Source organism: Marinoscillum sp. HNIBRBA16962 (assembly GCF_057801515.1).
The window spans coordinates 495,518-517,748 of record NZ_CM173603.1 but is presented as its reverse complement, the minus strand read 5'-3'; the positions used below and the strand labels follow the sequence as shown (position 1 = coordinate 517,748).

General features: G+C 39.8%; 20 protein-coding genes. 2 read left to right on the top strand and 18 right to left on the bottom strand.

Features of this window, described 5'->3' with window-relative positions; all coding sequences use genetic code 11:
- Positions 1–22: 22 nt before the first annotated feature.
- From AC3E9V_RS02330 to AC3E9V_RS02260, 15 genes are all read right to left on the bottom strand, one after another.
- A complete protein-coding gene (locus AC3E9V_RS02330; protein ID WP_488751575.1) occupies positions 23–874 on the bottom strand; it encodes a nitroreductase family protein in 852 nt (283 codons plus the stop codon).
- Positions 875–923: 49 nt separating this feature from the next.
- On the bottom strand, positions 924–2,594 hold the full coding sequence (locus tag AC3E9V_RS02325; RefSeq protein WP_488751574.1) for a hypothetical protein: 1,671 nt from the start codon (positions 2,592–2,594) through the stop codon (positions 924–926).
- Positions 2,595–2,597: 3 nt separating this feature from the next.
- On the bottom strand, positions 2,598–3,446 hold the full coding sequence (locus AC3E9V_RS02320; protein WP_488751573.1) for a glycosyltransferase: 849 nt from the start codon (positions 3,444–3,446) through the stop codon (positions 2,598–2,600).
- A 15-nt stretch (positions 3,447–3,461) separates the two neighbouring features.
- The gene (locus AC3E9V_RS02315) at positions 3,462–4,907 is read right to left on the bottom strand and encodes a lipopolysaccharide biosynthesis protein (RefSeq protein WP_488751572.1); all 1,446 of its coding nucleotides are present in this window, start codon (positions 4,905–4,907) and stop codon (positions 3,462–3,464) included.
- Positions 4,900–5,667 carry a class I SAM-dependent methyltransferase gene (locus AC3E9V_RS02310; protein WP_488751571.1) on the bottom strand — a complete coding sequence of 256 codons (768 nt, stop codon included), beginning with the start codon at positions 5,665–5,667 and terminating at the stop codon, positions 4,900–4,902. The genes AC3E9V_RS02315 and AC3E9V_RS02310 overlap by 8 nt, the downstream gene beginning before the upstream one ends.
- Positions 5,664–6,902, bottom strand: coding sequence for a hypothetical protein (locus AC3E9V_RS02305; protein ID WP_488751570.1), 1,239 nt, complete (start codon positions 6,900–6,902; stop codon positions 5,664–5,666). The genes AC3E9V_RS02310 and AC3E9V_RS02305 overlap by 4 nt, the downstream gene beginning before the upstream one ends.
- A 10-nt stretch (positions 6,903–6,912) precedes the next feature.
- On the bottom strand, positions 6,913–7,854 hold the full coding sequence (locus AC3E9V_RS02300; protein WP_488751569.1) for an SDR family oxidoreductase: 942 nt from the start codon (positions 7,852–7,854) through the stop codon (positions 6,913–6,915).
- A gap of 3 nt (positions 7,855–7,857) precedes the next feature.
- A complete protein-coding gene (gene wecB, locus AC3E9V_RS02295) occupies positions 7,858–8,958 on the bottom strand; it encodes a non-hydrolyzing UDP-N-acetylglucosamine 2-epimerase (protein ID WP_488751568.1) in 1,101 nt (366 codons plus the stop codon).
- The gene (locus tag AC3E9V_RS02290; protein WP_488751567.1) at positions 8,955–10,007 is read right to left on the bottom strand and encodes a Wzz/FepE/Etk N-terminal domain-containing protein; all 1,053 of its coding nucleotides are present in this window, start codon (positions 10,005–10,007) and stop codon (positions 8,955–8,957) included. Before AC3E9V_RS02290 ends, wecB begins: the two co-directional genes overlap by 4 nt.
- 2 nt (positions 10,008–10,009) lie before the next feature.
- On the bottom strand, positions 10,010–11,263 hold the full coding sequence (locus tag AC3E9V_RS02285; protein ID WP_488751566.1) for a nucleotide sugar dehydrogenase: 1,254 nt from the start codon (positions 11,261–11,263) through the stop codon (positions 10,010–10,012).
- Between the two features lie 41 nt (positions 11,264–11,304).
- Positions 11,305–11,760, bottom strand: coding sequence for a Wzz/FepE/Etk N-terminal domain-containing protein (locus AC3E9V_RS02280; protein WP_488751565.1), 456 nt, complete (start codon positions 11,758–11,760; stop codon positions 11,305–11,307).
- 560 nt (positions 11,761–12,320) lie between these two features.
- Positions 12,321–12,557 (bottom strand): YgiT-type zinc finger protein, encoded by a 237-nt coding sequence (locus AC3E9V_RS02275; RefSeq protein WP_488751564.1) that lies wholly within the window; start codon positions 12,555–12,557, stop codon positions 12,321–12,323.
- Positions 12,554–12,871 carry a DUF4258 domain-containing protein gene (locus AC3E9V_RS02270; protein ID WP_488751563.1) on the bottom strand — a complete coding sequence of 106 codons (318 nt, stop codon included), beginning with the start codon at positions 12,869–12,871 and terminating at the stop codon, positions 12,554–12,556. The genes AC3E9V_RS02275 and AC3E9V_RS02270 overlap by 4 nt, the downstream gene beginning before the upstream one ends.
- 754 nt (positions 12,872–13,625) lie before the next feature.
- Positions 13,626–13,877 carry a hypothetical protein gene (locus tag AC3E9V_RS02265; protein ID WP_488751562.1) on the bottom strand — a complete coding sequence of 84 codons (252 nt, stop codon included), beginning with the start codon at positions 13,875–13,877 and terminating at the stop codon, positions 13,626–13,628.
- A 193-nt stretch (positions 13,878–14,070) separates the two neighbouring features.
- Positions 14,071–16,566: an SLBB domain-containing protein gene (locus AC3E9V_RS02260; protein ID WP_488751561.1), complete on the bottom strand. Its 2,496-nt coding sequence runs from the start codon at positions 16,564–16,566 to the stop codon at positions 14,071–14,073.
- A 953-nt stretch (positions 16,567–17,519) separates the two neighbouring features.
- Between AC3E9V_RS02260 and AC3E9V_RS02255 the strand changes: the two genes are divergently transcribed.
- Entirely contained in the window at positions 17,520–17,753 is a 234-nt protein-coding gene (locus AC3E9V_RS02255) for a DUF433 domain-containing protein (RefSeq protein ID WP_488751560.1), read from the top strand.
- An 8-nt stretch (positions 17,754–17,761) separates the two neighbouring features.
- Positions 17,762–18,100: a DUF5615 family PIN-like protein gene (locus AC3E9V_RS02250; protein ID WP_488751559.1), complete on the top strand. Its 339-nt coding sequence runs from the start codon at positions 17,762–17,764 to the stop codon at positions 18,098–18,100.
- A gap of 1,430 nt (positions 18,101–19,530) precedes the next feature.
- Here the strand turns inward: AC3E9V_RS02250 and cysQ are convergent.
- The 3 genes from cysQ to AC3E9V_RS02235 all read right to left on the bottom strand — a co-directional run bounded on the left by cysQ (position 19,531) and on the right by AC3E9V_RS02235 (position 22,205).
- Positions 19,531–20,301 (bottom strand): 3'(2'),5'-bisphosphate nucleotidase CysQ, encoded by a 771-nt coding sequence (gene cysQ / locus AC3E9V_RS02245; protein WP_488751558.1) that lies wholly within the window; start codon positions 20,299–20,301, stop codon positions 19,531–19,533.
- A 247-nt stretch (positions 20,302–20,548) separates the two neighbouring features.
- A complete protein-coding gene (cysN, locus tag AC3E9V_RS02240; RefSeq protein WP_488753690.1) occupies positions 20,549–21,850 on the bottom strand; it encodes a sulfate adenylyltransferase subunit CysN in 1,302 nt (433 codons plus the stop codon).
- The gene (locus tag AC3E9V_RS02235) at positions 21,837–22,205 is read right to left on the bottom strand and encodes a four helix bundle protein (protein ID WP_488751557.1); all 369 of its coding nucleotides are present in this window, start codon (positions 22,203–22,205) and stop codon (positions 21,837–21,839) included. The genes cysN and AC3E9V_RS02235 overlap by 14 nt, the downstream gene beginning before the upstream one ends.
- Positions 22,206–22,231 lie beyond the last annotated feature (26 nt).

Here is a 22,231-nt window from a genome sequence, read left to right as displayed (position 1 = left end):
AGTAAGGTTATAAATATTAAATTTATGGATACTTAACCCCCTTTTCATTCAAGTATTCTCCTTTTTCCAGGATTATAAAATCTTCTAATGGTTTGCGAGGTGGTTTTTCAGCATTTTCCAAAGGATACCCCATAGCAATAGCCAAGTAAAAGTAATATTCATTACTCAGGCCAAACATTTTCCTCAGTGCCTTTTGGTTTGCCGACTCACTTCGATACATCTGACAACTTTTTATTCCAAAAGCTTCAGCAGCTAAACAGAATGTTGCTCCAAAATTACCAACATCTAAAGGACCTTCATATTCTCCATGGTAGTATCGAGTATCTGCGGCAATATAAATCACTACCGGTGCTTTTTTGAACATGCTTTTATTTAAACTCGATCCTACTTCGAAACTATTAACCGGGTTCTGCCTGACACAGATTTTAAGTGTTTGTCTGTCACATGTGTTTGATGCGGAGAGTCCAACGGTTATTAATTCCTTTACAATAGACAATTTCACAGACCTTGCAGTCCAAAACCTGGTCGAAGTTCTCTTTTTTATTTTATCCAAATATTCTTTATCAACCTCAAAACCATCATCTTTATAAACTTCAATATTAGGATCATCACCGGGTTTCCTGGAATCAAAGATTATGATAATTTTTTTCACCCAATTGATTAAGTCTGTCTCCATATCCAGACCTCTCCTTTCATACTCTTCCAATAACAACATAACTCTATTTCTTCTATCTACACCTCTTCCCTCAGCATACTGAACCTTTGTTGCTTTCTCTAAATGGTGTGTGTGATATCCAAGTTGTGACTTGAGTAACTGATCATCCAACTTTTTGGGTGAGAGAACCTGAAGTAGTGGGAACGTGATTCTTTTCAAGGTTTGAAATTTTATACTTTCAAGAATCAACCTTACGTAAGTCCTTAACTTAATTTTCCAACTTATTAATGAAAGATAGTTCAATCCTTAATCTTTTATTACGTTTAAAAAGAAGCGAAATTAAAGAGATTTGACCTTTACTTGAAGGAATAGATCCAATTGTTTTCATTTTGAATCGATCGTTGGAATTAATTTGAATGACAGCTCGGCCATCTTCTGTTCGTATTTGGTTTGGTCTGCTAGTAATTTTCCAGTATTTTTTTACTCTAATCAGAAAATAACAAGTTAAGTGGAATTCATCTAAAATATAGACCAGTTGGTTTTCTTTTATTGTAACAGTAAGGTTAATCAGATTATTATTTGTAAGTAGGTAGGTTAAATGAATAGTTTCATCATTCAATGAATAGTTCTTTAGTTCTTTTAAATAGATATTTCTTCTGCCCTCTTTGAAGAAAAATGTGTAACCACCTAAAACGGGGATATAAGGGCGATACAAGAACTTATAAATCTTATGTTTAAGAAAATAGTAATAATTTCTTGGTCTTACCATGTGGTAGAGAGGCTGAATTAAATAGCCAATACCGGGCAGATAATCCTTATTAAAAATACTAACAAAACAAATGGATAAGGGAGCTACTCTCGGATCAGATGAATGCTTGATGCTATTCTGATGTCCTTTAATATTAAAGACTAACTTGAAGGATTCTGATTGATATCTTACAAAACCACTATTCTCATATATTTTAATACCATATTCCAGAGAACTTCTTTCAACACTTACATTAGTGCTATTATCAATATGTATTCCAAAGGACATAATGGCATTGGAATAGGCATTATAAACTGTCTCATACATATAACTATCATATCCTTTTCTAAGATTATCCTCTTTATTAAAGTTCAGATCAAGTTTACCTTCTTTATTTAACATACTGGAAACCCGGCGCTCAATAAGACTTAAATGATCTGAGTAGATATCTCTTTTATAGTGTTTCCTAAACAGTATGAGAACAAGGAATAAACAAGCAAGGCCAAATATGGCATTATTGCTTCTTCCGTAAAAGAAATACTCTCCGGCAGGATTATAAATATCTAGTAAGCAATTTAATCCCGTTTCTATATTAGAATAAAATCGTGAATCATTTTCAAAATAATCAGCCAGTGCAAGACACATTAAGATTTTTGCGTGATATGACAGGTGAGGAATCCCCTGATTTTTTACAAGCTCATGACTTTTAGTCATGTTTGAGTCAGGATAGAATCCGTCAGTAAATTGAAACTGACTTAGTTCTTCAAGGTATTTAATGCCATCAACTCTAATTTGAGGTGAACTTAATACCTTACCTTTCAGAATCAAGTTTAAAGCTTCCAGAAACTTGAAATTGTTATTTAATAATGTAATCTCATTTCCTCTTGGTTGAATGTTCTCAATATAATGGCTGAGACCTTCTGGGATTTCATCAACCTTGATTGAACTTAGGAGCAGAAAAAAATCATTAAACTCTTTTGAGACATTCTTCTGCATTTTACTGAATTGGCTGAACTGATCAAATATTTTTGAATTAAATGTCCTCTCCCTAATACATTGTAAAAAAATCAAAGCTGTATAATGATACTGAAATTCAAGAGGAGACCTCAATTGCTTATCTATTATCTTGCCATCTTTTCTAACAGTTTTCTCTAAAAAAAAATAGTTTTTATCTAAGAGTTTATCAATCATAAACTATTTTATTAGTTTCTTTATCATTGAGGGATACGGAACAAAATATTTTTCATTGTAATCCATTAAAAATGGATACACATTGGAAATCATGTATTGATCCGCAGCTTTTTCCATGTTACATGTGTTATATTTTGCCTCAAGCTTACTCTTTACGTATGATTCCAGAGTTGGAAACTTTGCATAATTACCATCTTCTCTCCAATTGGTACGTTCTGATCTCAACAAATAATCAATTTTTTCTTTTAGCTCGCAGTGAAAGTAATAAACGTTATCAAGGTCAATTTTTTTATAAAATTTCTGAAGATTCATGCCTTCCCAACGACCTAATCTTGTAAACTTCATACCTGGAACATATTGATAGATTCTGTTTCCTAAAAATGAAATCACTGGAGGGATATACCATCCTAGTCCCCGTGGGTTTTCACGGGAAAGTCTTAGTGTACCAGTTGTTTTATAATCTAAAACCAAATTAACTGTAGGCATTCCAAAGGAGATTGGTCTTAAACCTCTTTTTTGACCTAACACAAGCTCTCTTAATTTAGTTATTGAAAATGGCCCATCGGTATTTGCTATGAAATCTGCGTCTCCACGCATTATCCAGTTATAAGATGATTTAGTTAAAGCAAACTGGCGATTATGATATAGGTCAGGAAGCTCGGGCACATCGAAGAATTTTAAATGATCGTACTCCTTGGCAAGATTCCTCACTATCATTTTAGTATTATCTGTGGAGCCATTATCTACTGCAATAATTTCATCAGCAAATTCTGCAAACGATCGAATACTTAATTCTACTGTTTTCTCTGTATTCTGGGTTGCCAGAAGCAGCGATATCCCTTTTTTTCTCAACTTTTCTATATTTTTTTAACTTCTAATAAAATTTGAAATTTCTTTTCTAAACCCAAAAGCAATTATGAATATAAAAAATAAAAATAGCCCAATTTCCATAAATATTGATGGACTGAATAATTGAGTAGAAACCATCAACAAGAATGGAGGCCAATAATAAAAGCTTTTATGAAGATTCATCTTATACCTATATATCTTTTGGGCCAGGAAAAAATTAAAACATCCATAAACAAGAAAAGAGCCTAGAGTTGTCCAAGCCGCTGCTATAGCACCGTAGATCGGAATAAATATGAAATTCAACCCAACATTAATGATTGCTGTCAATATACCTGTAGAAGATATCCAAAGTGTTTTCTTTTCAAAAACTAAAAAGTTAGCAAAGAACTTCCGGTAACCTAAAAAAATAAATGATACAGAAACCAACGCAATGTATTGTACTGCATCTTTGTAATCATTAGTCGTCAATAGATTAAGTATTTCTCCACCGAAGAAGATTAGAAACAGGGAGATACATAACATACCTACTGTATAAACCCTAAGAAAATCAGATAAAGTACCTGCTGATTTTTCAGCATTATGAGGTTTCAAATACTCCATCATCATAGGACCATAGGCCATGAAAATCCCCATTGTAAAGATGTTCACAATTTCCCCAAACTTGTAGCCTAGCGAATAAAAGCCTGATTGGTTAAGCCCTTGGTAATGGGTAATGATCAAGCGATCTGATAGATTGGTGATCCAAGAAGTGGCCGAAAGGGGTAACAACCCTAGGCTAAGCTGAATCGAATGAGTGAAAATCTTTCTTGAAAATTCTATCCCAAGAAGTTTATTTCTAAGGAGATAAAATAGGTCGAAACCAAAGGCTAGAATGGTTGCTATAACCATCGAATAGAAGAAAGAGAGGGTTTGTAACCCTTCAAAAAGAAAAAAGAGGGATAAGGATATTTCGATGGCAAACTTTAAAATAGACCTTAGAAAATTTGTTCTGGCTTTATGGAAACATTTAAGGTATCCATTTACTATAGTTCCTGACTGATTGAATAACAAAATTAGTGGAATAATAAACGATATTGGCAGTGCCTCTCTTTGCCAAAAGCTTTCATTAAGGTGAGCAAGAATGAAAAAAGAGGCTACTGCCACAAATAGCCCCCACAAAACCAAAAAGAAGAAAATTGTGCTCGTAAGTTTCCTTAACTCCTTATGATCGTTCGTATCAAAAATTAATCGTGTGTAAGCAGAATCAACGTAAAGTGTGAAAAAAATAATGAGTACCTGATTTACAGCCAACAAGTTTTGATAGTAGCCATATTCATCCGGATTTAGCTTCAGCGTAACTATTGGCAATATGAAAAAGCTGACACCTTTTGTTAGAAAATTAGAGATAATGTACCAACTGCCTTTTTTAAAAATTCTTTTGAAAGGATTGTCGCTGATTAAAAAAGAGGTGCTGCTCCTATTCACTGCTCTTAATCAAATAGACATTGACACTTGATATTATTTTCCCAAGTCTCTTTCTAAGGCCTAGAAATTTTCCAGGGAAAATTTTGTTCATACTATATTGAAAAGAAATGCCAAAAACCGCTTGAGTAGTTAATCCATTTCTCCGAAATATTCTGATCCAATACTTGCTTCGCCAAATATATAAAGCTCTTAATCTACTTTTACTTTCCCCATGTGGAGGGCCCCATATTAAATTTAATGGTTGTAAGATTTTTATCAGATACTTTATCCGGATAATTAGTTCACGATTCTTTAATGAATTATAGTTGGGATGATTACCTCTTAATATCCAATAAACATTTCTGAAATAGGCCAAGGGCTGAGTAATTATAGTCCAGAGGACATTGCCTGGGGTTGGCATTGAATGAACCTGATATGCTCCTGGTTTACCCACCCTTTGAAATTCCAATAGTGCTTTATCAATATTTTTTATGTGTTCCAATACATTAGAAGAAAAAATTATATCAAAGGTGTCGTCTCTAAAGACAAGATTTTCTCCGTTCATTTTTTGAACATCGTAGACAGATGGCTCTCGAGGGTCGGGATCAATTGAAATAATATTATAACCTCGTTGGGTCATAAAATCTGCCATAAACCCATCTCCCCCACCTATTTCTAAAATTTTTGGGTTATCCAATTCTAAATCAGAAAGGACTTGTAATATTTTATTTGCCTCGAGTGTCCTTAGGTGATGTATCCAATCTGTATATATATATTTCATTTTTCTGCAATAACTGAAGCTTCAACATAGCCAAGAAACATTTTTACTTGTGTCCCCTCTCTATATAAAAGGTCAGTATAGACCGGAAGAATGAATGAGGGAATAATTAAAGTAAAGTTTGAGTCAAGAAGTTTCTGTACTATTCTAAATAGACCATTATCCAAGATTAGAATCTTTACTTCTTTTCTGTTTTCCTTACTAATCGATTCAAAGTATAGGTCAAGATTTACCTGAAAAGACTCTAAAAGATCTGGATAAAGGTTGAACGCTTCAATGTATGAATTTGATTTCCTAATGAAGATTTTGCTTACTTTCTTTTCGACAAGACTAGAAATTTGCTTGGAGAATCCAAATAAAATCAATTGATCTTGGAGTATAGCTAGTGAACGTATTTTGTTTAACTCATTCCATTGATTCAGTTTCTTAAGATATTTTTTAATTAAGAACACAAGCTTTCTTTTTATTAGAGGTATAATCGATTTAATTCGAGCCCCAATCACAAAAAAGTATCTTTTGTCTATCAATCCTTTTGCAATTACATAAGATAATGAATTCCTGACTTTTCCTTTTCCATGCCAAACTGTAGAATTATGTCTAAGAAACGAGTCATTATACTCAAGCGGTAATGGAAAGAGCTTAAGAGCTTTATGCTCCAGCATTGCTCTGAATAAGTATTCCTGTTCAATAAAGGTATCAACTAACCCAGATTTTATCTTGACTTGTCTGTCTTGGTGAAAATGATTTTTGCAATACTTAAATACGTCTAGGAAATACCTTTTTGTAAGTTCATTGTTCTTAAAAACAATTACCCCCGAATTAAACTCAGAAGAATGATTTGTTCCTCCAGGTCCGGTAACTATTACATCATTTCTATACAAAATGGATATGTCCACATCCTTAATCAACTCGAAAAGTTCATGAAATTTTCTCCGCACTATAATGTCAAAATCCAAATAAATATTCCATTCATCATTAGAGCTATTTAGTACATCACAAATGGCATGATAGCGAGATACTGATTGAATATATTCTCTTGAATGAAATTGTATGTTGTCTTCATAAACGATTTCAAGAGATAGATTTAACCTACTAATGACACTTTCAAGCCGTTTGTCTTCCTTTTTATCAAATACATAAATTCTAACCAAATCATTTATATGTATTCTATCTAAGGATTTTAATAGATATAATCCTTCAGTCAGAATATATTTAATATCACCCGTAAGAATGATCATTAGCCTAGGTTTAGATTTTCTCTATTGATTTTATGGTTAAATCCAATCCCTCTGTAAAGCCGATTTCAGGCTTATATTCAATATATTTTTCAGCTTTAGAAATATCAGCTTTTGAGTGTCTTATATCACCAGACCTTTCAGGTAAGTATTGTGGTTCAATTTTTTTTCCGGCAAGCTTATTTATCCTTCTTGCTAGTTCATTCACACTGATGCTATTATTCATAGCACAGTTAAATATGCTTCCTGGAGCAACTTGAGAAAGTGCTACATTTATATTTGCTTGCACGACATTTTGTACATAAGTAAAATCTCTTGACTGCTCACCGTCACCGTAAATTGTCGGAGCTTGACCATTTATAATGGACTTAATAAATTTCGGTATTACAGCAGCATATTGGGAGTCCGGAGACTGTCTTGGACCAAAAACATTGAAATATCTTAAGATAACTGTATCCAATCCAAGCATTTTGGCATAAACATCACAATATTTCTCTGCTGCGAGTTTCGTGACAGCATAAGGGGACATAGGGTTGGTCGGATCATTTTCATTCTTCAACTCTTTTTCCGTTTCCCCATAGACGGAAGAAGATGAAGAAAATATAAATTTTTTAACACCCATTGCTTTGGACAAATCAAGCAAATTCAGAGTTCCACTTACATTAACGTCGTTTGAAACTAATGGGAACTCAATTGACCTTGGGACAGACCCCAGCGCTGCTAAATGAAACACATGAGTTGAATCTTTCAGTGCTTTCTTTAAGGTTTCCCTATCACGAATATCACCTTCGATAAACTCGATTTGATCAATTACAGAACGAAGGTTGTCTATCGAGCCATTGGACAGGTTATCAATCACCTTGATTTTCCATCCTAATGCAACCAATTTATCTGTCAGATGAGATCCGATAAAGCCGGCTCCTCCAGTGATAAGTGCTGTATTTATATTATTCATAAGCTAAACTAATTCCTTAAGGATGTTCACTATTCTTTCAGCCGCATGGCCATCCCAATACTTAATTTCTATTTCTTCAGTCATCCTGTTCGAGTCTAATAATTTCTCACTTTCAACCTTTAGTCTGACAATATCTCTTCCTAAGAGTTGGTTAGTTCCTTCTTCAATTGTGACAGGACGTTCGGTATTTTCACGAACTGTGAGACATGGAATACCCAAATATGAAGTCTCCTCTTGAATCCCTCCACTATCAGTGATGATAAATCGAGAGTATTTGATTAATGATAAAAAATCAAAATAACCAAGAGGGTCAAGTAGCATACTCCTTGTGGACTGAAGCCTTGAAAGTAACCCGTGCTCCTCTAAGTTTCTTTTGGTTCTGGGGTGTAAAGGAAATACTACCTTTATTTTTCGGCTAAGCTCCTCTATAAATTCGGTCAATTCTAGTAGGTACTTCGGATCATCTACGTTGGAAGGTCGATGCATGGTAATAATTACATAACCGTCCATTTTATCAACCCCGAAAGATTTTAAACGGTCCAGACTCAATTTGCTTTTACTAGCCACCAAAGTGTCTATCATTGTATTGCCTACAAAAAATACTCTGTCTGATTGTATCCCCTCTCTACTCAAATTTTCATTTCCAGAAGCTTCCGTTGTAAAAAGATAATCAGATATCCGATCCGTCAAAATCCTGTTTATTTCCTCTGGCATAGTTTCGTCAAAACTCCTCAATCCTGATTCGATATGACCAATTTTGACACCAAGTTTTTTTGCCACAATGCTACACGCAACAGTTGAATTAACATCTCCATAAACAAGAATTAGATTCGGTTTTTCTTTCAGTACAACTTTCTCAAACTGGATCATAATATTTGCAGTTTGCACTGCATGTGAGGCGGATCCAACGCCTAAATTGTATAGAGGTTTTGGAATGTTTAATTCTTCAAAGAACACATCAGACATTTTTCCGTCATAGTGTTGCCCGGTATGGCAAATTATATGTTCTATCTCCCCGTTAGCATTTCTCACCAATGCATGATGTATTGGAGCCATTTTCATAAAGTTTGGCCTGGCACCAACAACCGAAATGATTCTCTTCATATTTTTCGTCTTATTAATATGTAAATTAAAAAGAAGGTAAACGCCAAGAATAATGAAACTAATACAATCAATGTTCTCCGTGGTTCGGCCTTATACACAGGTACTATAGGGCGTTCGATAAATATGAAGTAAAGTTTCTTCTCCTCTTGTTTGATCTTGAATTGTTTAAGCTCCTGATTTAACGAATTATATAAATTATACGATACATTGTATTCAGCCTTAATTCTCTCTTCGTCTACCTTGGATTCCAGGGATACAACATTCCTGTTTCTATCCTGATATATAGCCAATTCTTCCTGTTTTGAGAAGAAATCCTGTCTTGCGTCGCTTACTTGTTTTTCAATGAATGAAATCAAATGTTTAGTTTTCTCCTCATTCTTCTCATCCATCTTGTTTCTTAGCTTTTCAGCTATTAAAAGTGCAAGATGCGCAGCTAATTCAGCATCTGGCATTTTCACTTCGATTGTGACTAATCCACTCTTTATATCATATACTACTGATACTCTGTTTTTTATCCACTCAATTGCTTCGGCCTCTTCAGCGGAAAGATAGGTTAATGCAGCGTTCAACTTTTCTTTCCCTACAGTTTCATCTTTTCCTTCCCCTTTTCTAATAAATGTTTTAAATAAACCTGGTAGCCCTATAGTGTATTTCTTTAACCTTTCAACTGGTGTTAAATTTAGATTTTCTTTATAAGTTAACAGACTTATAGTATCATTCGATTTTCTAATAAACTTTTCTGAAAGGAGTTGTTTCAGAAACTCACTACTTCCTATGATCTTGTTGTATAAATCGGGTTCGAATTCTGTTGTAACACCGGCTAAATCAATCCCCGCCATGGCAGAAAATTGTCCTAGTAACGAAGAAGGGATTCCTGAATTATTATTGTTCATTGGCCGAAGAATTGTTGTTGAATTATATTCAATCCGACTACCAAATGCCACAAATAATCCAATTGCAATTGCAATTGCTATAAAGTAAATCAAAGCCCGTATTTGAGCAACAATGTACTTTAATATATCTCCAATTTTAATTTCATTCCCAGGCATTCTTAAAGTCTTTTTGAAATAATTGTCCTGTCTAAATAGCTTTTCATATCGTAAATAATGGCATTAATTTCACTTAAAGCTTCATAATCCAACTCAATAAACTTTTCATGAGCAACTGCGAGTACAATTGCTTGATATTTTTTATTTGACAATTTATTAAGGAGTGAAATTCCATATTCGCTATTAACTTCATCTTTGTCTGCATAAGGGTCGTATACATCAATCGCCATCCCGAATGATTCCAGTTCTCTGATTAGATCAATTACCTTAGAATTACGTATATCCGGACAATTTTCTTTAAATGTAATTCCTAGCATAAGTACTTTCGAATCTTTAATAGTGTGTTCCTTTTGTACCATCAACTTTACAATTGAATTGGCAACATAGACCCCCATACCATCATTTATTCTACGTCCTGATAGAATTACCTGCGGATGATATCCTAAAGATTCAGCTTTATAAGTCAAATAATAAGGATCTACTCCAATACAATGACCTCCAACTAATCCAGGCCTAAACGGAAGGAAATTCCATTTGGTCCCAGCGGCTTCCAGAACCTCGGTGGTGTCAATGTTCATTCTATCAAATATTAAAGCCAATTCATTTACAAAAGCAATGTTTAGATCTCGTTGAGAATTTTCAATGACTTTTGCCGCTTCCGCAACTTTGATGCTAGAGGCTTTAAAAGTCCCAGCTGTAATGATTGTACTATAAAGCTCATTCACTTCTTCAGCGACTTTAGGTGTGCTCCCTGAGACAACTTTCTTTATATTTGGTAATCGATGAACTTTATCTCCCGGATTTATTCTTTCAGGTGAATAGCCACAGAAAAAGTCTTTATTGTACTTTAATCCACTTGCTTTTTCCAACACCGGGACGCACTCCTCTTCTGTACACCCTGGATAAACAGTTGATTCATATATTACTATATCGCCTTGCTTCAAAATTTTACCAACTATTGATGACGCAGAAATTAACGGATTTAGATCTGGCTGCTTGGATTTATTAATAGGGGTAGGTACAGTAACAATAAAAATTTGAGCCTCAGATAGTTTCTCTTCAGAGGTTGTGAATTCCAGATACTTTGCAGAAAGCAATTCTTCTCTTTCAACTTCATGAGTTCTTTCAACTCCCTTTTTTAACTCATCAATCCTTGATTCATTAATGTCAAATCCAATTACGTCTCTTTTTTTTCCAAATTCAACAGCCAGAGGTAATCCTACATAGCCTAAACCAATTACTGCAACAGTCTTCATTTATTAATAAAATAGTTTTTCAATTAAATTAATTACTTGTACTAAGAATTCATCTGATCATAACGCACATTACCGGAATATAATACTTCTTCTCCCTCATACTCACTTTTTGCAATCCATGTGGAGTGGTGACTACATTTCCTTTCTTTCAATATCAGATCGAACTTGGGGCCTAGTTCGCTTAAAATTTCCTTCAGTTGAATGTCAATCAACTGCGTTATCACATAAAAAGGAACCTCAACCAAGTCAATATCCACTCCACTTAGTTCTCCCCAATTGCCTTTCACCCCTTCCTGGCTTTCGGGCATGAGTTTGCAAGAAGCTTCATGCTCTACTTTTGAGGTAAAAGCGATCAGCAGGCCGAGTGCTACAAAAATACCGGTGACTTTCAGGATAAAGCGGCGTTTGGACCAGATGACTTTAGCCAGTTCGAGGAGGTCTATTTCGTCTTCCTGTATGATTTTTCGGTTGTCTGTATTTTGAGATTGTTCGCTCATGTATTTTATGATGCGCAAAGATAGTGTTTTAGATTTTCCACGTCCCTCTCCGCTTGCTACAAATGTTCGACGGAAAGGCCTAGGGAGAAAATTTTGATGAGTCTAGTCTATTTCGTCTTTCCGAATCCTCCCCCTAACCCCCTCTAGAGGGGGAAAGTCTATTTCGTCTTCTTGTCCCGACACATCGGGAGATTTTTTTGGTTCTTCCATGCTAATCAAAGCGCAAAGCTAAGAAGATGTGGGTAAAAAAGCAGGGTTCTGTACAAGTTCGTTTGTTTAAAGGTTGCGGTTGCCTGTGAAACGAGTTGTGAATTGAGGAGTTGCGGGTTCCGAAGTTGCGGGTTGATGAGTCATCATTGCCGTTTTACCGATTACTGATCACAGCTTACTGTTTCACAAAAGTTGCGAGTTGCGAGGTTGTGGAGTTGCGGGTTGAGTCGGTTCGCATTGCCAGTGAAGGAGTAGGCGGGTGAGTATAATGAGTTGCTTGGTTGTTGGGTATTAGGTTAATTGGTTATTGAGTTGCGAGGAGGTTGCGGGTTGCGAGGTTATTGGTTGTGTTAAGACGCTAAGGTTCTATATACATCACCAATCTTGGAAACACCTACCTTTTTCTCTCTAACTTTTTTCCGCATATCTTCCAGCCTGGTCATAGTGGCTCGGTCGTAATACCTTTCACCACAAGAATTACACACGAGTACTTCTACCGGAAATAAGACAATATCAGTGCCTGACTTAATTTCCTCTTCAGTCTTTCTTCTACTAATATCTTCGCTACTGCAAATAATACATTTCATTTTTTTCTCCTTTCAAACTCAATCCATTTTTCAGGACTTGGCTCGTAAACAGTGATTACAATTACAAGATCATCCGAGTCGGAATAAGCAAATACTCCATGCAATGGACGGTTATCCTGTGTCTTTCCATAAACGAGACAACTGGGATATGGTTTATCTTTATCGTACTGCTCAATAATTTTACCATTTGTGACAGCTTCAAAGACCTCATGTTCCAAAATCTCTCCTAAGGGCTCATTTTCCATTTCATCTCTGGCGTGCCTTGAATATAACAATTTGTCATTAGTGAAACAAGACCTGATCTTTGATATCATGATACTCAAGTGCAATGAGAAAAAATTTTAAACGGAGATCATCTCAAGTAAGTCTGGCTTGAGTAAAAGTACTCAATGAAGATGAATATAGCTCGCATCTTCTTAGCTAGCAAGATAAAAAGATAGCCATTACTTTCAGGATAAAGTGGCGTTTGGACCAAATGACTCGTACGAGTTCGAGGAGGTCTCCCGATAGCTATCGGGATTCGTCTTCTTGTCCCGACACTTCGGGAGATTTTTTTTCAGCTGCCATTTATCAGGGTGCAAAACTAAAGAGATGTGGGTAAAAAACGGAGTTTTTATTAATATCATTTATTCAGAGGGCAAGCTGTTGGGTTAGTGGGTTGCGAGGTTGTGGAGTTGCGGGTTGAGTCGGTTCGCATTGCCAGTGAAGGGGGAGTATAATGGGTTATTGGGTTTGCCATTTAAGGGTTGCGAGTTGCGGAGTTGCGTTCTCCACTGATTACCGATCATCGTTTTTTCACCGACCGTTTACCGTTTGCTGGCTACGTAGTTACGGGTTGCGGGTGACGTGTTGATCAGGGTTCGCATTGCCAGTGAAGGTGAGTATATTGGGTTATTGAGGGGACTGCAAACCATATCACTTCATAACACTTAACCTCATAACTTCTTAAAGGCGCCAGGAATGTCACCGAAAACATAAAATACCACACCTCTAAAAACCTCCGCTTATCCTTCTCCGCTGGGAGAAGGGAAGGGATGAGGCCATTAAAAAGATGGTTTTTAGAGGCGATCATAAGAGGTCTGACCCTTCAATTTGACGATTAGTATATCGGCTTGATCTGATTTCGCTGATCATTTCTTCGGCTGTTTGGTCGGACTTAAACGCTCCGAACAGGTCTTTCCAGGAAGTGTCAACTTGATTTTTCTTTGTTTTTGTAAGTGATGCCTTGATTTTAGCAATAATGTCCAACTTAACATCGTCACTAAAGGTTTTGATCATGTCAACGAAATTGTCTGCGATTTTTATGTTTTCAGTATCCATAGTTCCTGTCGTTCATTCTAAGATACCGAAAATTCAGAAATTAAGATTTGAATCTGGCTGAGTCCGATATGGCGATGACTTTTGCCAGTTCGAGGAGGTCTCCCGTCCCGATAGCTATCGGGATTGTCTTCCCGGATGATCTTTCTGTTGTCTGTATTTTGAGATTGTTCGCTCATTGCGAGGGGAAATTCCTTTAAAGTTGATCCACTAATCTTAGTATAACCAAAGACAATGTGGCCACACCGGAAGTTAAGGAAATTAACGATTGAGGACTTAATCTCTGCCTTTGTACTTTTTGTGGTATAATGATCTCCGCTCCCGGTTCCACTTTCGGATAATCTTTAAACCACAAGAAGTGTTTGGTGCGTTCCGCTGATCCATTGGCATAGACCACATAAGCTTTCCCCTTCTTGGCTTCATCCGTAAATCCTCCTGCCTGGGAAATAAAGTCCCTAAACGCATTGGAGTCATCATAACGCACGTTGCTTGGATAAAGTACTTCTCCACGTATGCGCACGGTTTGTAGTTCTCTGGGAATACTGATCACATCGCCCTCCTTTAATATCATGTCGTATTTCGAACCCGGATCAGCAAGGATCTCCTCCAGCTGGATCCCGATGGACTCCTGGGTTTTAAAGGCTCTCTGATTCTTAGCGATCAATGTATCACGCTCCAATAAACTCTTCAGCTCTTCCCTCCGGATCCTTGCAGCTTCATCGCCCTCGTCCTCACCTGTCGTGTAGTACTCCGTCCTCCTGATCAGGGTTGCTCCTTTCAGGTAGGCATACTTCGTAGCTCCACCAGCTCTTCTTAACACATCAGAGATGCGCTCATTTTTTGCCTCTAAGACATACTTTCCGGGATACTGAATCTCCCCTTCCACCTCCACGATGGCCTGCTTTTCATAAAAGGGTGACTTCCGGATCACTACCAGGTCAAACGGCTTCAATTCAAATTGGGCGTCCCCTCCCGCTAAACTCAGGTCGCTGCTGATCGGGAAGTTAAAGATCTTGGCCGTGTGCTCCCCGTTGATTTCATTTTCTGTCACCCGTCTTGCCACTTCTACGAAAGATTTGGCCGCTGTTTCTTTAAAGCCATTCGCCAGGTAGATCAGGTTTTCTACCGTCATGCCGTCCGCATACGGATACACGCCCGGAGCAAGCACTTCTCCCTGGATGGAAATGGAATAGTCCTCCCGCAGATCAAAGATCGACTGGATCTTGACCAGGTCTTCTGACTGAAGTGTTACATCCTCCGCTCCATTGACCACAGCCTGCGGGTTGAATGCGAGGTTTGCCAGGGAAAGGTCCTCATTTTGCCGGATGATCACTCCACGCTGGAGAAAAGCATCCGCCCTTAGTCCATCTGCAGCCTCTGCTAAAGCCTCAGAAAGCAGCATGCCGTCCTTTAGCTCAAACTCTCCCGGGTGATTTACGGCGCCTTCTATGCGTATCCTTCCGGTGAACTGATTTTGGATCTTGCCTACTTCCAGCTCATCGCCACCTTCCAGCACAAACGCATCAAACTGATCTTTGCTAACCGTCTCAATGGTCTTTCGGTTAGCCAGGTTCCGTCGGACCGAAATGCTTTTGGTATAGGCAGCAGCTGTAAAGCCCCCTGCAAATTCAATGGCTTTGGATAGTGACTCCTCTGCTTTGGTTTCATAATATGCCGGTCGTTTCACCTCCCCGGTGATAGTCACCCGGTTCACGTAAGGTTTCACCAGGAGGATGTCCTGGTCCTGCAGCATAATGTTTGGTCCTTCGCCATACACCAGGAAATTATAGGCATCCAGCGTAGCTGCTTTTTTCCCGCCTCTAAACACCTGGATATCTCTTAATGATCCGCTTTCATTGGGTCCTCCTGCCAGGTACAAAGCGTTAAACGCCGTCCCAAACGAGGATATTTGATAAGTTCCCGGGTTTTGCACTTCGCCTACGACATTGACACTGATCGTTCGGATCTGCCCCAGGCTTACCTGGGCAAAGGTGTTACTTCCAAGCGTGCTGTAGATTGATTTCAGTCTGGACTTGATCCTGGCCTCCGCACGGTCCATGTCCAGGCCATTTAAATAGATCGGTCCCACACTGGGGACAATGATAGATCCTTCCGGGGAAACTTCGAGCTGGTAGGTCTGCTCTGAAGCGCCCCATACATCGATGATGATCTGGTCTCCGGCGCCTATTACATAATTCTTCGGAGTAGCGATGTTCAGGCTCGGCTCGAAGGTTAAGTTTTTATTTTTGAAAAAGGAAAGCCCGAAGATCTGCAGCTCATCTTTCGCTTTCAGGGTGTCTTCCGGAAAGATCGTAGCGAAGGGATCAAAAGTCGTGGACCGTTCCTCATCGTTGGCCTGCCGGTTGTAATCCGGAGTGGTTCGGGAGCGGGTAATCCCTGTGTCTGCACCGCCGGTCGTACCACCAGCTCGCACTTTAGCAATTCTTTGTCTGAGTTTGGCAATCTGAGAAGCAGACATGCCCCGTGCGCGGGCCAGCATTTCCAGCTGTTGCTCGGAATAGCCACTGGCTTCTACTCTTTCTATAAACTTTTGGATCTGCTCATCGGTGAGCTGATCAACATCCAGACTTTCAAGGTTTTGCAGGTTGGGGGCGTCCTGTGCATATGCTTCTACACCTCCTCCTATCGCTACTATCATCACCAACAAAACCCGGAAAATATGCTTCCTCATAGTCGCTTATAAAATTTCGGAGGCAAAGGTAGTAAAAGGTTTTTATTATTGGCTATTAGCTTTCAGCTTTTGGCTGTCATTCTTACGGAGCTTATTGCATAGTGACCTGGTTGGGATGGCTTGCCGGCTAACCCCTCAGTCCTGCGGACAGCTCCCCTTGCCAGGGGAGCAGCATGCACGTTTAAAATTATAGTCACTTGAAATCAGATAGAGGTAACTACCAATCATAACGCTAACCAACTCCCCTCCTGTTTTAGGAGGGGCGCCCGGCTTAGGGGCTGGGGGTAGTAAAATTCCAATTCACCAAAACACCCTTCATAAGGATAGGAAAGAATTTAAAATCAGAAGCTCCCTTCTCCTGCGGAGGCGGACGGCTAGTGCAATGTCACATCTACATTGACGGGTTTACAAAAAACTATTTTTTATTAAAACACCCTCCTACACCTCCCTCAATGGAGGAATAGTGGTGTTTTTTGTAAACCCTCACCGTTAATCAAGCGTTGACACGACACTAGTCAAGGGCCGGGGGGAGGTCTGGCCATAACATCACTGATTGGGATGGTCACTCATAGGGGGACTATGGTCCAGACCGTAGGTCGCCTCTTGTGACCCCTCAGTCCTGCGGACAGCTCCCCTGAGAGGGGAGCAGCATGCACGTTTAAAATTATAGTCACTTGAAATCAGATAGAGGTAACTGCCAATCATAACGCTAACCAACTCCCCTCCTGTTTTAGGAGGGTCGTCCCGGATAGGGTGGCCGTGCTCGTTCGCTGAAGCTTCGGCGCAAGCGAAAGGCCGGGGTGGTAAAATTCCACTTTACCTCCTAAACCCTTCATAAATTATAAAAAAAAGTCAGCACTGAAAATCAGAAGCCGGGGATGAGGTCTGGATTTGCTATTGCTAACATAAAAATTATAGAATTTTAAATGACTTGTTTTTGTTACTTTTAAAGTATGGAAAAGAATTTATTGGACAGAATAACACTTGATCCTGATATATGTAATGGGAAACCCACCATTCGAGGGATGCGGATTACGGTAAAGACTGTATTAGAGTATCTTGCTGCCGGTGATACCATTGAGAATATTCTTGATGCCTACCCAATTCTGGAAAGAGAGGATATTTATGCAGCTATCCAATATGCTGCCAAACTCTCAGATCATGAAATAACTGCGCAGACTGTCTGAGAAGTCCTTTGAAATTTTTAGTCGACGTAAACCTTCCGAAGCGGTTCTCTTTTTTCAACAGTAAAGAGTTTATCCATGTCTCGGATATTGATCCAAAGATGAAGGATATTACTATATGGGAATATGCTAAATCGAATAATTTAGTCATCCTTACAAAGGATGCTGATTTTTATCACAGATCCATGTTAGATGAGGCAGGGCCTGTAGTAGTTTACTTTAAACTAGGAAACCTGACCTTATCAGAACTCCACACTTACTTTTCATCTTCCTGGGACTCTATTCTAAAGAATATACCTAAAGCCCGGATCATTACTGCTCTTCCCAATGGTCTAAAGGTTATAAATTAGCAAGGTAAATCCGGGAAGGCTGGAACAATCACATAGATGCCCTTCGGGCATGACAGGAGGTTGAATCCCTTAATACCCCTCAGTCCTTTGTATGCACTGTAGCGCCAGAGAAGCGTAACTTACGTCTTCGCCGGAGCTTCGTGGCACGCGTTAGCGAAGGTGTACGGACAGCTCCCCTTGCCAGGGAGCACTGCAAAAATTTTAGATCATCTAAAAATTTGACAGTGAACTACCAATCATAACGCTAACCGACTCCCCTCCTGTTTTAGGGGTAAAACCCCACTTAGCCATGGCATCACTGTTTTGCATCGTCTGCACTCATAGGGAGATAAATTGTCAACAACCCCCCATCCCCCTTTGGTAAGGGGGAGCCATTCATGTTTAAAATTATAGTCACTTGAAATCAGATAGAGGTAACTACCAATCATAACGCTAACCAACTCCCCTCTTGTTTTAGGAGGGGCGCCCGGCTTAGGGGCTGGGGGTGGTAAAATTCCCAATTCACCTCCGGAATTCTCATAATGACAGAAAAGAACTGATAATCAGAAGCTTCCTTCTCCCTGCGGAGGCAGACGGCTAGTCGCGGACGGCTAGTCAAGGGCCGGGGTTGAGGTCTGGCCATAACATCACTGATTGGGATGGTCACTCATAGGGGGACTATGGGCCAGACCGTAGGTCGCCTCTTGTGACCCCTCAGTCCTGCGGACAGCTCCCCTTGCCAGGGGAGCAGCATGCACGTTTAAAATTATAGTCACTTGAAATCAGATAGAGGTAACTACCAATCATAACGCTAACCAACTCCCCTCCTGTTTTAGGAGGGGCGCCCGGCTTAGGGGCTGGGGGTGGTAAAATTCCAATTCACCAAAACACTCTTCATAAGGATAGGAAAGAATTTAAAAATCAGAGGCTCCCTTCTCCTGCGGAGGCGGACGGCTAGTCGCGGACGGCTAGTCAAGGGCCGGGGATGAGGTCTGGCCATAACATCACTGATTGGGATGGTCACTCATAGGGGGACTATGGGCCAGACCGTAGGTCGCCTCTTGTGACCCCTCAGTCCTGCGGACAGCTCCCCTTGCCAGGGGAGCAGCATGCACGTTTAAAATTATAGTCACTTGAAATCAGATAGAGGTAACTACCAATCATAACGCTAACCACTCCCCTCCTGTTTTAGGAGGGGCGCCCGGCTTAGGGGCTGGGGGTGGTAAAATTCCAATTCACCAAAACACCCTTCATAAGGATAGGAAAGAATTTAAAATCAGAGGCTTCCTTCTCCCTGCGGAGGCGGACGGCTAGTGCAACGTCACATCTACATTGACGGGTTTACAAAAAACTATTTTTTATTAAAACACCCTCCTACACCTCCCTCAATGGAGGAATAGTTGTGTTTTTTGTAAACCCTCACCGTTAATCAAGCGTTGACACGACACTAGTCAAGGGCCGGGGATGAGGTCCTTCCCACTCACTAAAAAATAAGGGTTCAGCAGGTTCTCTTTGTTGTAAGCGACCGGGTCCGATGTGTCTTTTATGGTCACAGTTCCGCCTGCTTCTTCTACCACTATTTGTGCAGCAGCTGTGTCCCACTCCATGGTTGGTGCGTACCGGGGATAAAGGTCTGCGTCCCCTTCAGCCACCATCAGCAGCTTCAGTGAGCTGCCTTTTGAGACTATTTCAGGGTTTTTCAGCCCTTCCACAAACGCCTTTGTCTCATCATTTAGATGCGAGCGAGATGCTACGACCTTAAGCCCTTCATCCTCCCGGCTGAAAGCATTGACCTGAATTTTTTCTCCATTCTTAAAGGCTCCTTTACCCTTCACTGCCCAGAAAAGGTCATCCAGCACAGGGGTAAAAACAACACCCATTACAGGATGGTCTTTATGGATCAATGCAATATTAACAGTGAACTCGCCATTCTTTTTGATGAACTCTTTGGTGCCATCCAAAGGATCGATCATCCAGAAGTATTCCCAGTTTTTGCGTTCATCAAAAGGAATCGCTTTGCCTTCTTCGCTCAGAATCGGAATTCCGGTTCCTTCCAGCTCTGCTACGATGGCCTGGTGTGATGCCTTATCTGCCAGGGTCAAAGGAGAATCATCCGCTTTAGCCTCGATGGAAAAGTCCCCGGAGCTGTAGATCTTTAAGATCTCCGCTGAGGCTTTTCTGGCGGCTGTTTTTGCTGTTTCGAGTAAGTTTTGAAAATCCATATTTATCTCAATTCACAACAAATTTAACTAGAACCCTTTTTGGGTCTTTCCTAGTCTGAATTACAGGCTTTCCTGTTGGGGTGATTTGTAAAGTAAAGGGGCCCAAAGTCCTTATTAAACAAGCTATATTGTAGTATTACGAAGCTATATGGCATTTGCCACACTACCCCTCAATCCCCTAAAGGGGATGTCAGCGCACTGTCCCATTTAAGCCAAAGGTCAATAGTTAAAAGTCAATAGTCAATTATCAAATAATCATCCCTGCAGCGACCGTTTCATTTGTAGCATCATCCACCAGGATAATGCTTCCCGTCTGCCTGTTTTTACGGTATGAATCAGCTAACACCGGCTTGGTCGTTCTCAGCTGTACCCTGCAGATATCATTCATTGAAATATTTCTATCTTCCTCATTCCTGTGGAGTGAGTTGATATCAAGCTTATAGCGAACTTCTTTGATCATGGCCTTCATCTCTGCCGAGGTATGTCTCAAGGTATACTTAGCTCTTGGCATGGGTCCCTTCTGGTTCAGCCAGCAAAGCATTACTTCCAGATCCTGCTTAGGTTCCGGCTGATTATTGCTTCTGACAAGCATATCTCCCCGACTGATGTCGATATCGTCTTCCAGGGTGATCGTCACTGACATAGGTGCAAAAGCCTCGTCCACCGGTCCGTCAAACGTATCAATGGATTTGATCTTAGAGCTAAATCCTGACGGAAGCACCGTCACTTCATCTCCCGGCTTGAATATGCCACCCGCAATCCGGCCTGCATAGCCACGATAATCGTGGTATTTGTCTGATTTTGGTCGGATGACCGTCTGAACCGGAAAGCGGCAATCGATGTGATTGTGGTCGCTACCGATATGAAGATGTTCCAACGTATAGAGGAGTGTTGATCCTTCATACCACTTCATGTTTTCACTTCGATTCACCACATTATCGCCTTTCAGCGCACTGATCGGGATGAACCGAACATCCTTTACATCCAGCTTTGCCGCAAAATCTTCAAAGTCCTCTACGATCTGATCATATACCTCCTGGCTGTAATCCACCAGGTCCATCTTGTTGATACAAACAATGATGTGTGGGATCTGCAGCAAAGATGCAATGATGGAGTGGCGACAAGTTTGATCCACTACGCCATTCCGCGCATCTATCAGGATCAGCGCTGCATTGGCCGTAGACGCTCCGGTCACCATATTTCGGGTATACTGAATATGGCCTGGTGTGTCAGCGATAATGAATTTCCGCTTCGGTGTAGCAAAATACCGGTACGCCACATCGATGGTGATGCCCTGCTCCCGCTCATCTTTCAGCCCGTCAGTCAGAAGGGCCAGATCCGTAGCTTCAAGCCCTTTACGTTCACTGGACTGCTTTACCTGCTCCATCTGATCCTCAAAAATAGATTTGGAATCAAAAAGAAGTCGACCTATCAATGTACTCTTTCCATCATCTACACTACCTGCCGTTGTGAAACGCAGGAGTTCCATATCGAGATAGCTATTTGACTGTTGACTTTTAACTGCTGACTTTTGACTAGAGTCCTTCATCATTTACTTTAATTTTTTTCCTTAATCCATTTAATCTCTTTGCTAAGCTTTCAATCACAGCTAAAGCTTCTTTAAAACCACTTTCATTTAAAAACCCTAATCTATTTGCAATAATAAGTTGGGTTTTGACCTCAAAGGCTGATCCCAAAGACATTTCAATAAACCTCAAGTATTCCTTTTCTGAAGATCTGCTACATCCTTCAGCAAAATTTGAAGGAATTGAGATAGCCGCCCTTCTTAGCTGTGAAGTAAGTCCGAACTTTTCTTCATTAGGAAAGGATTGTGTTTGACTATAAATATTTCTAGCAAAGTCAATTCCATCGTGCCAAATATCGTATTTGGTAAAATCTCTCATAACCTGTGAAAATTTTCAATAGTCAA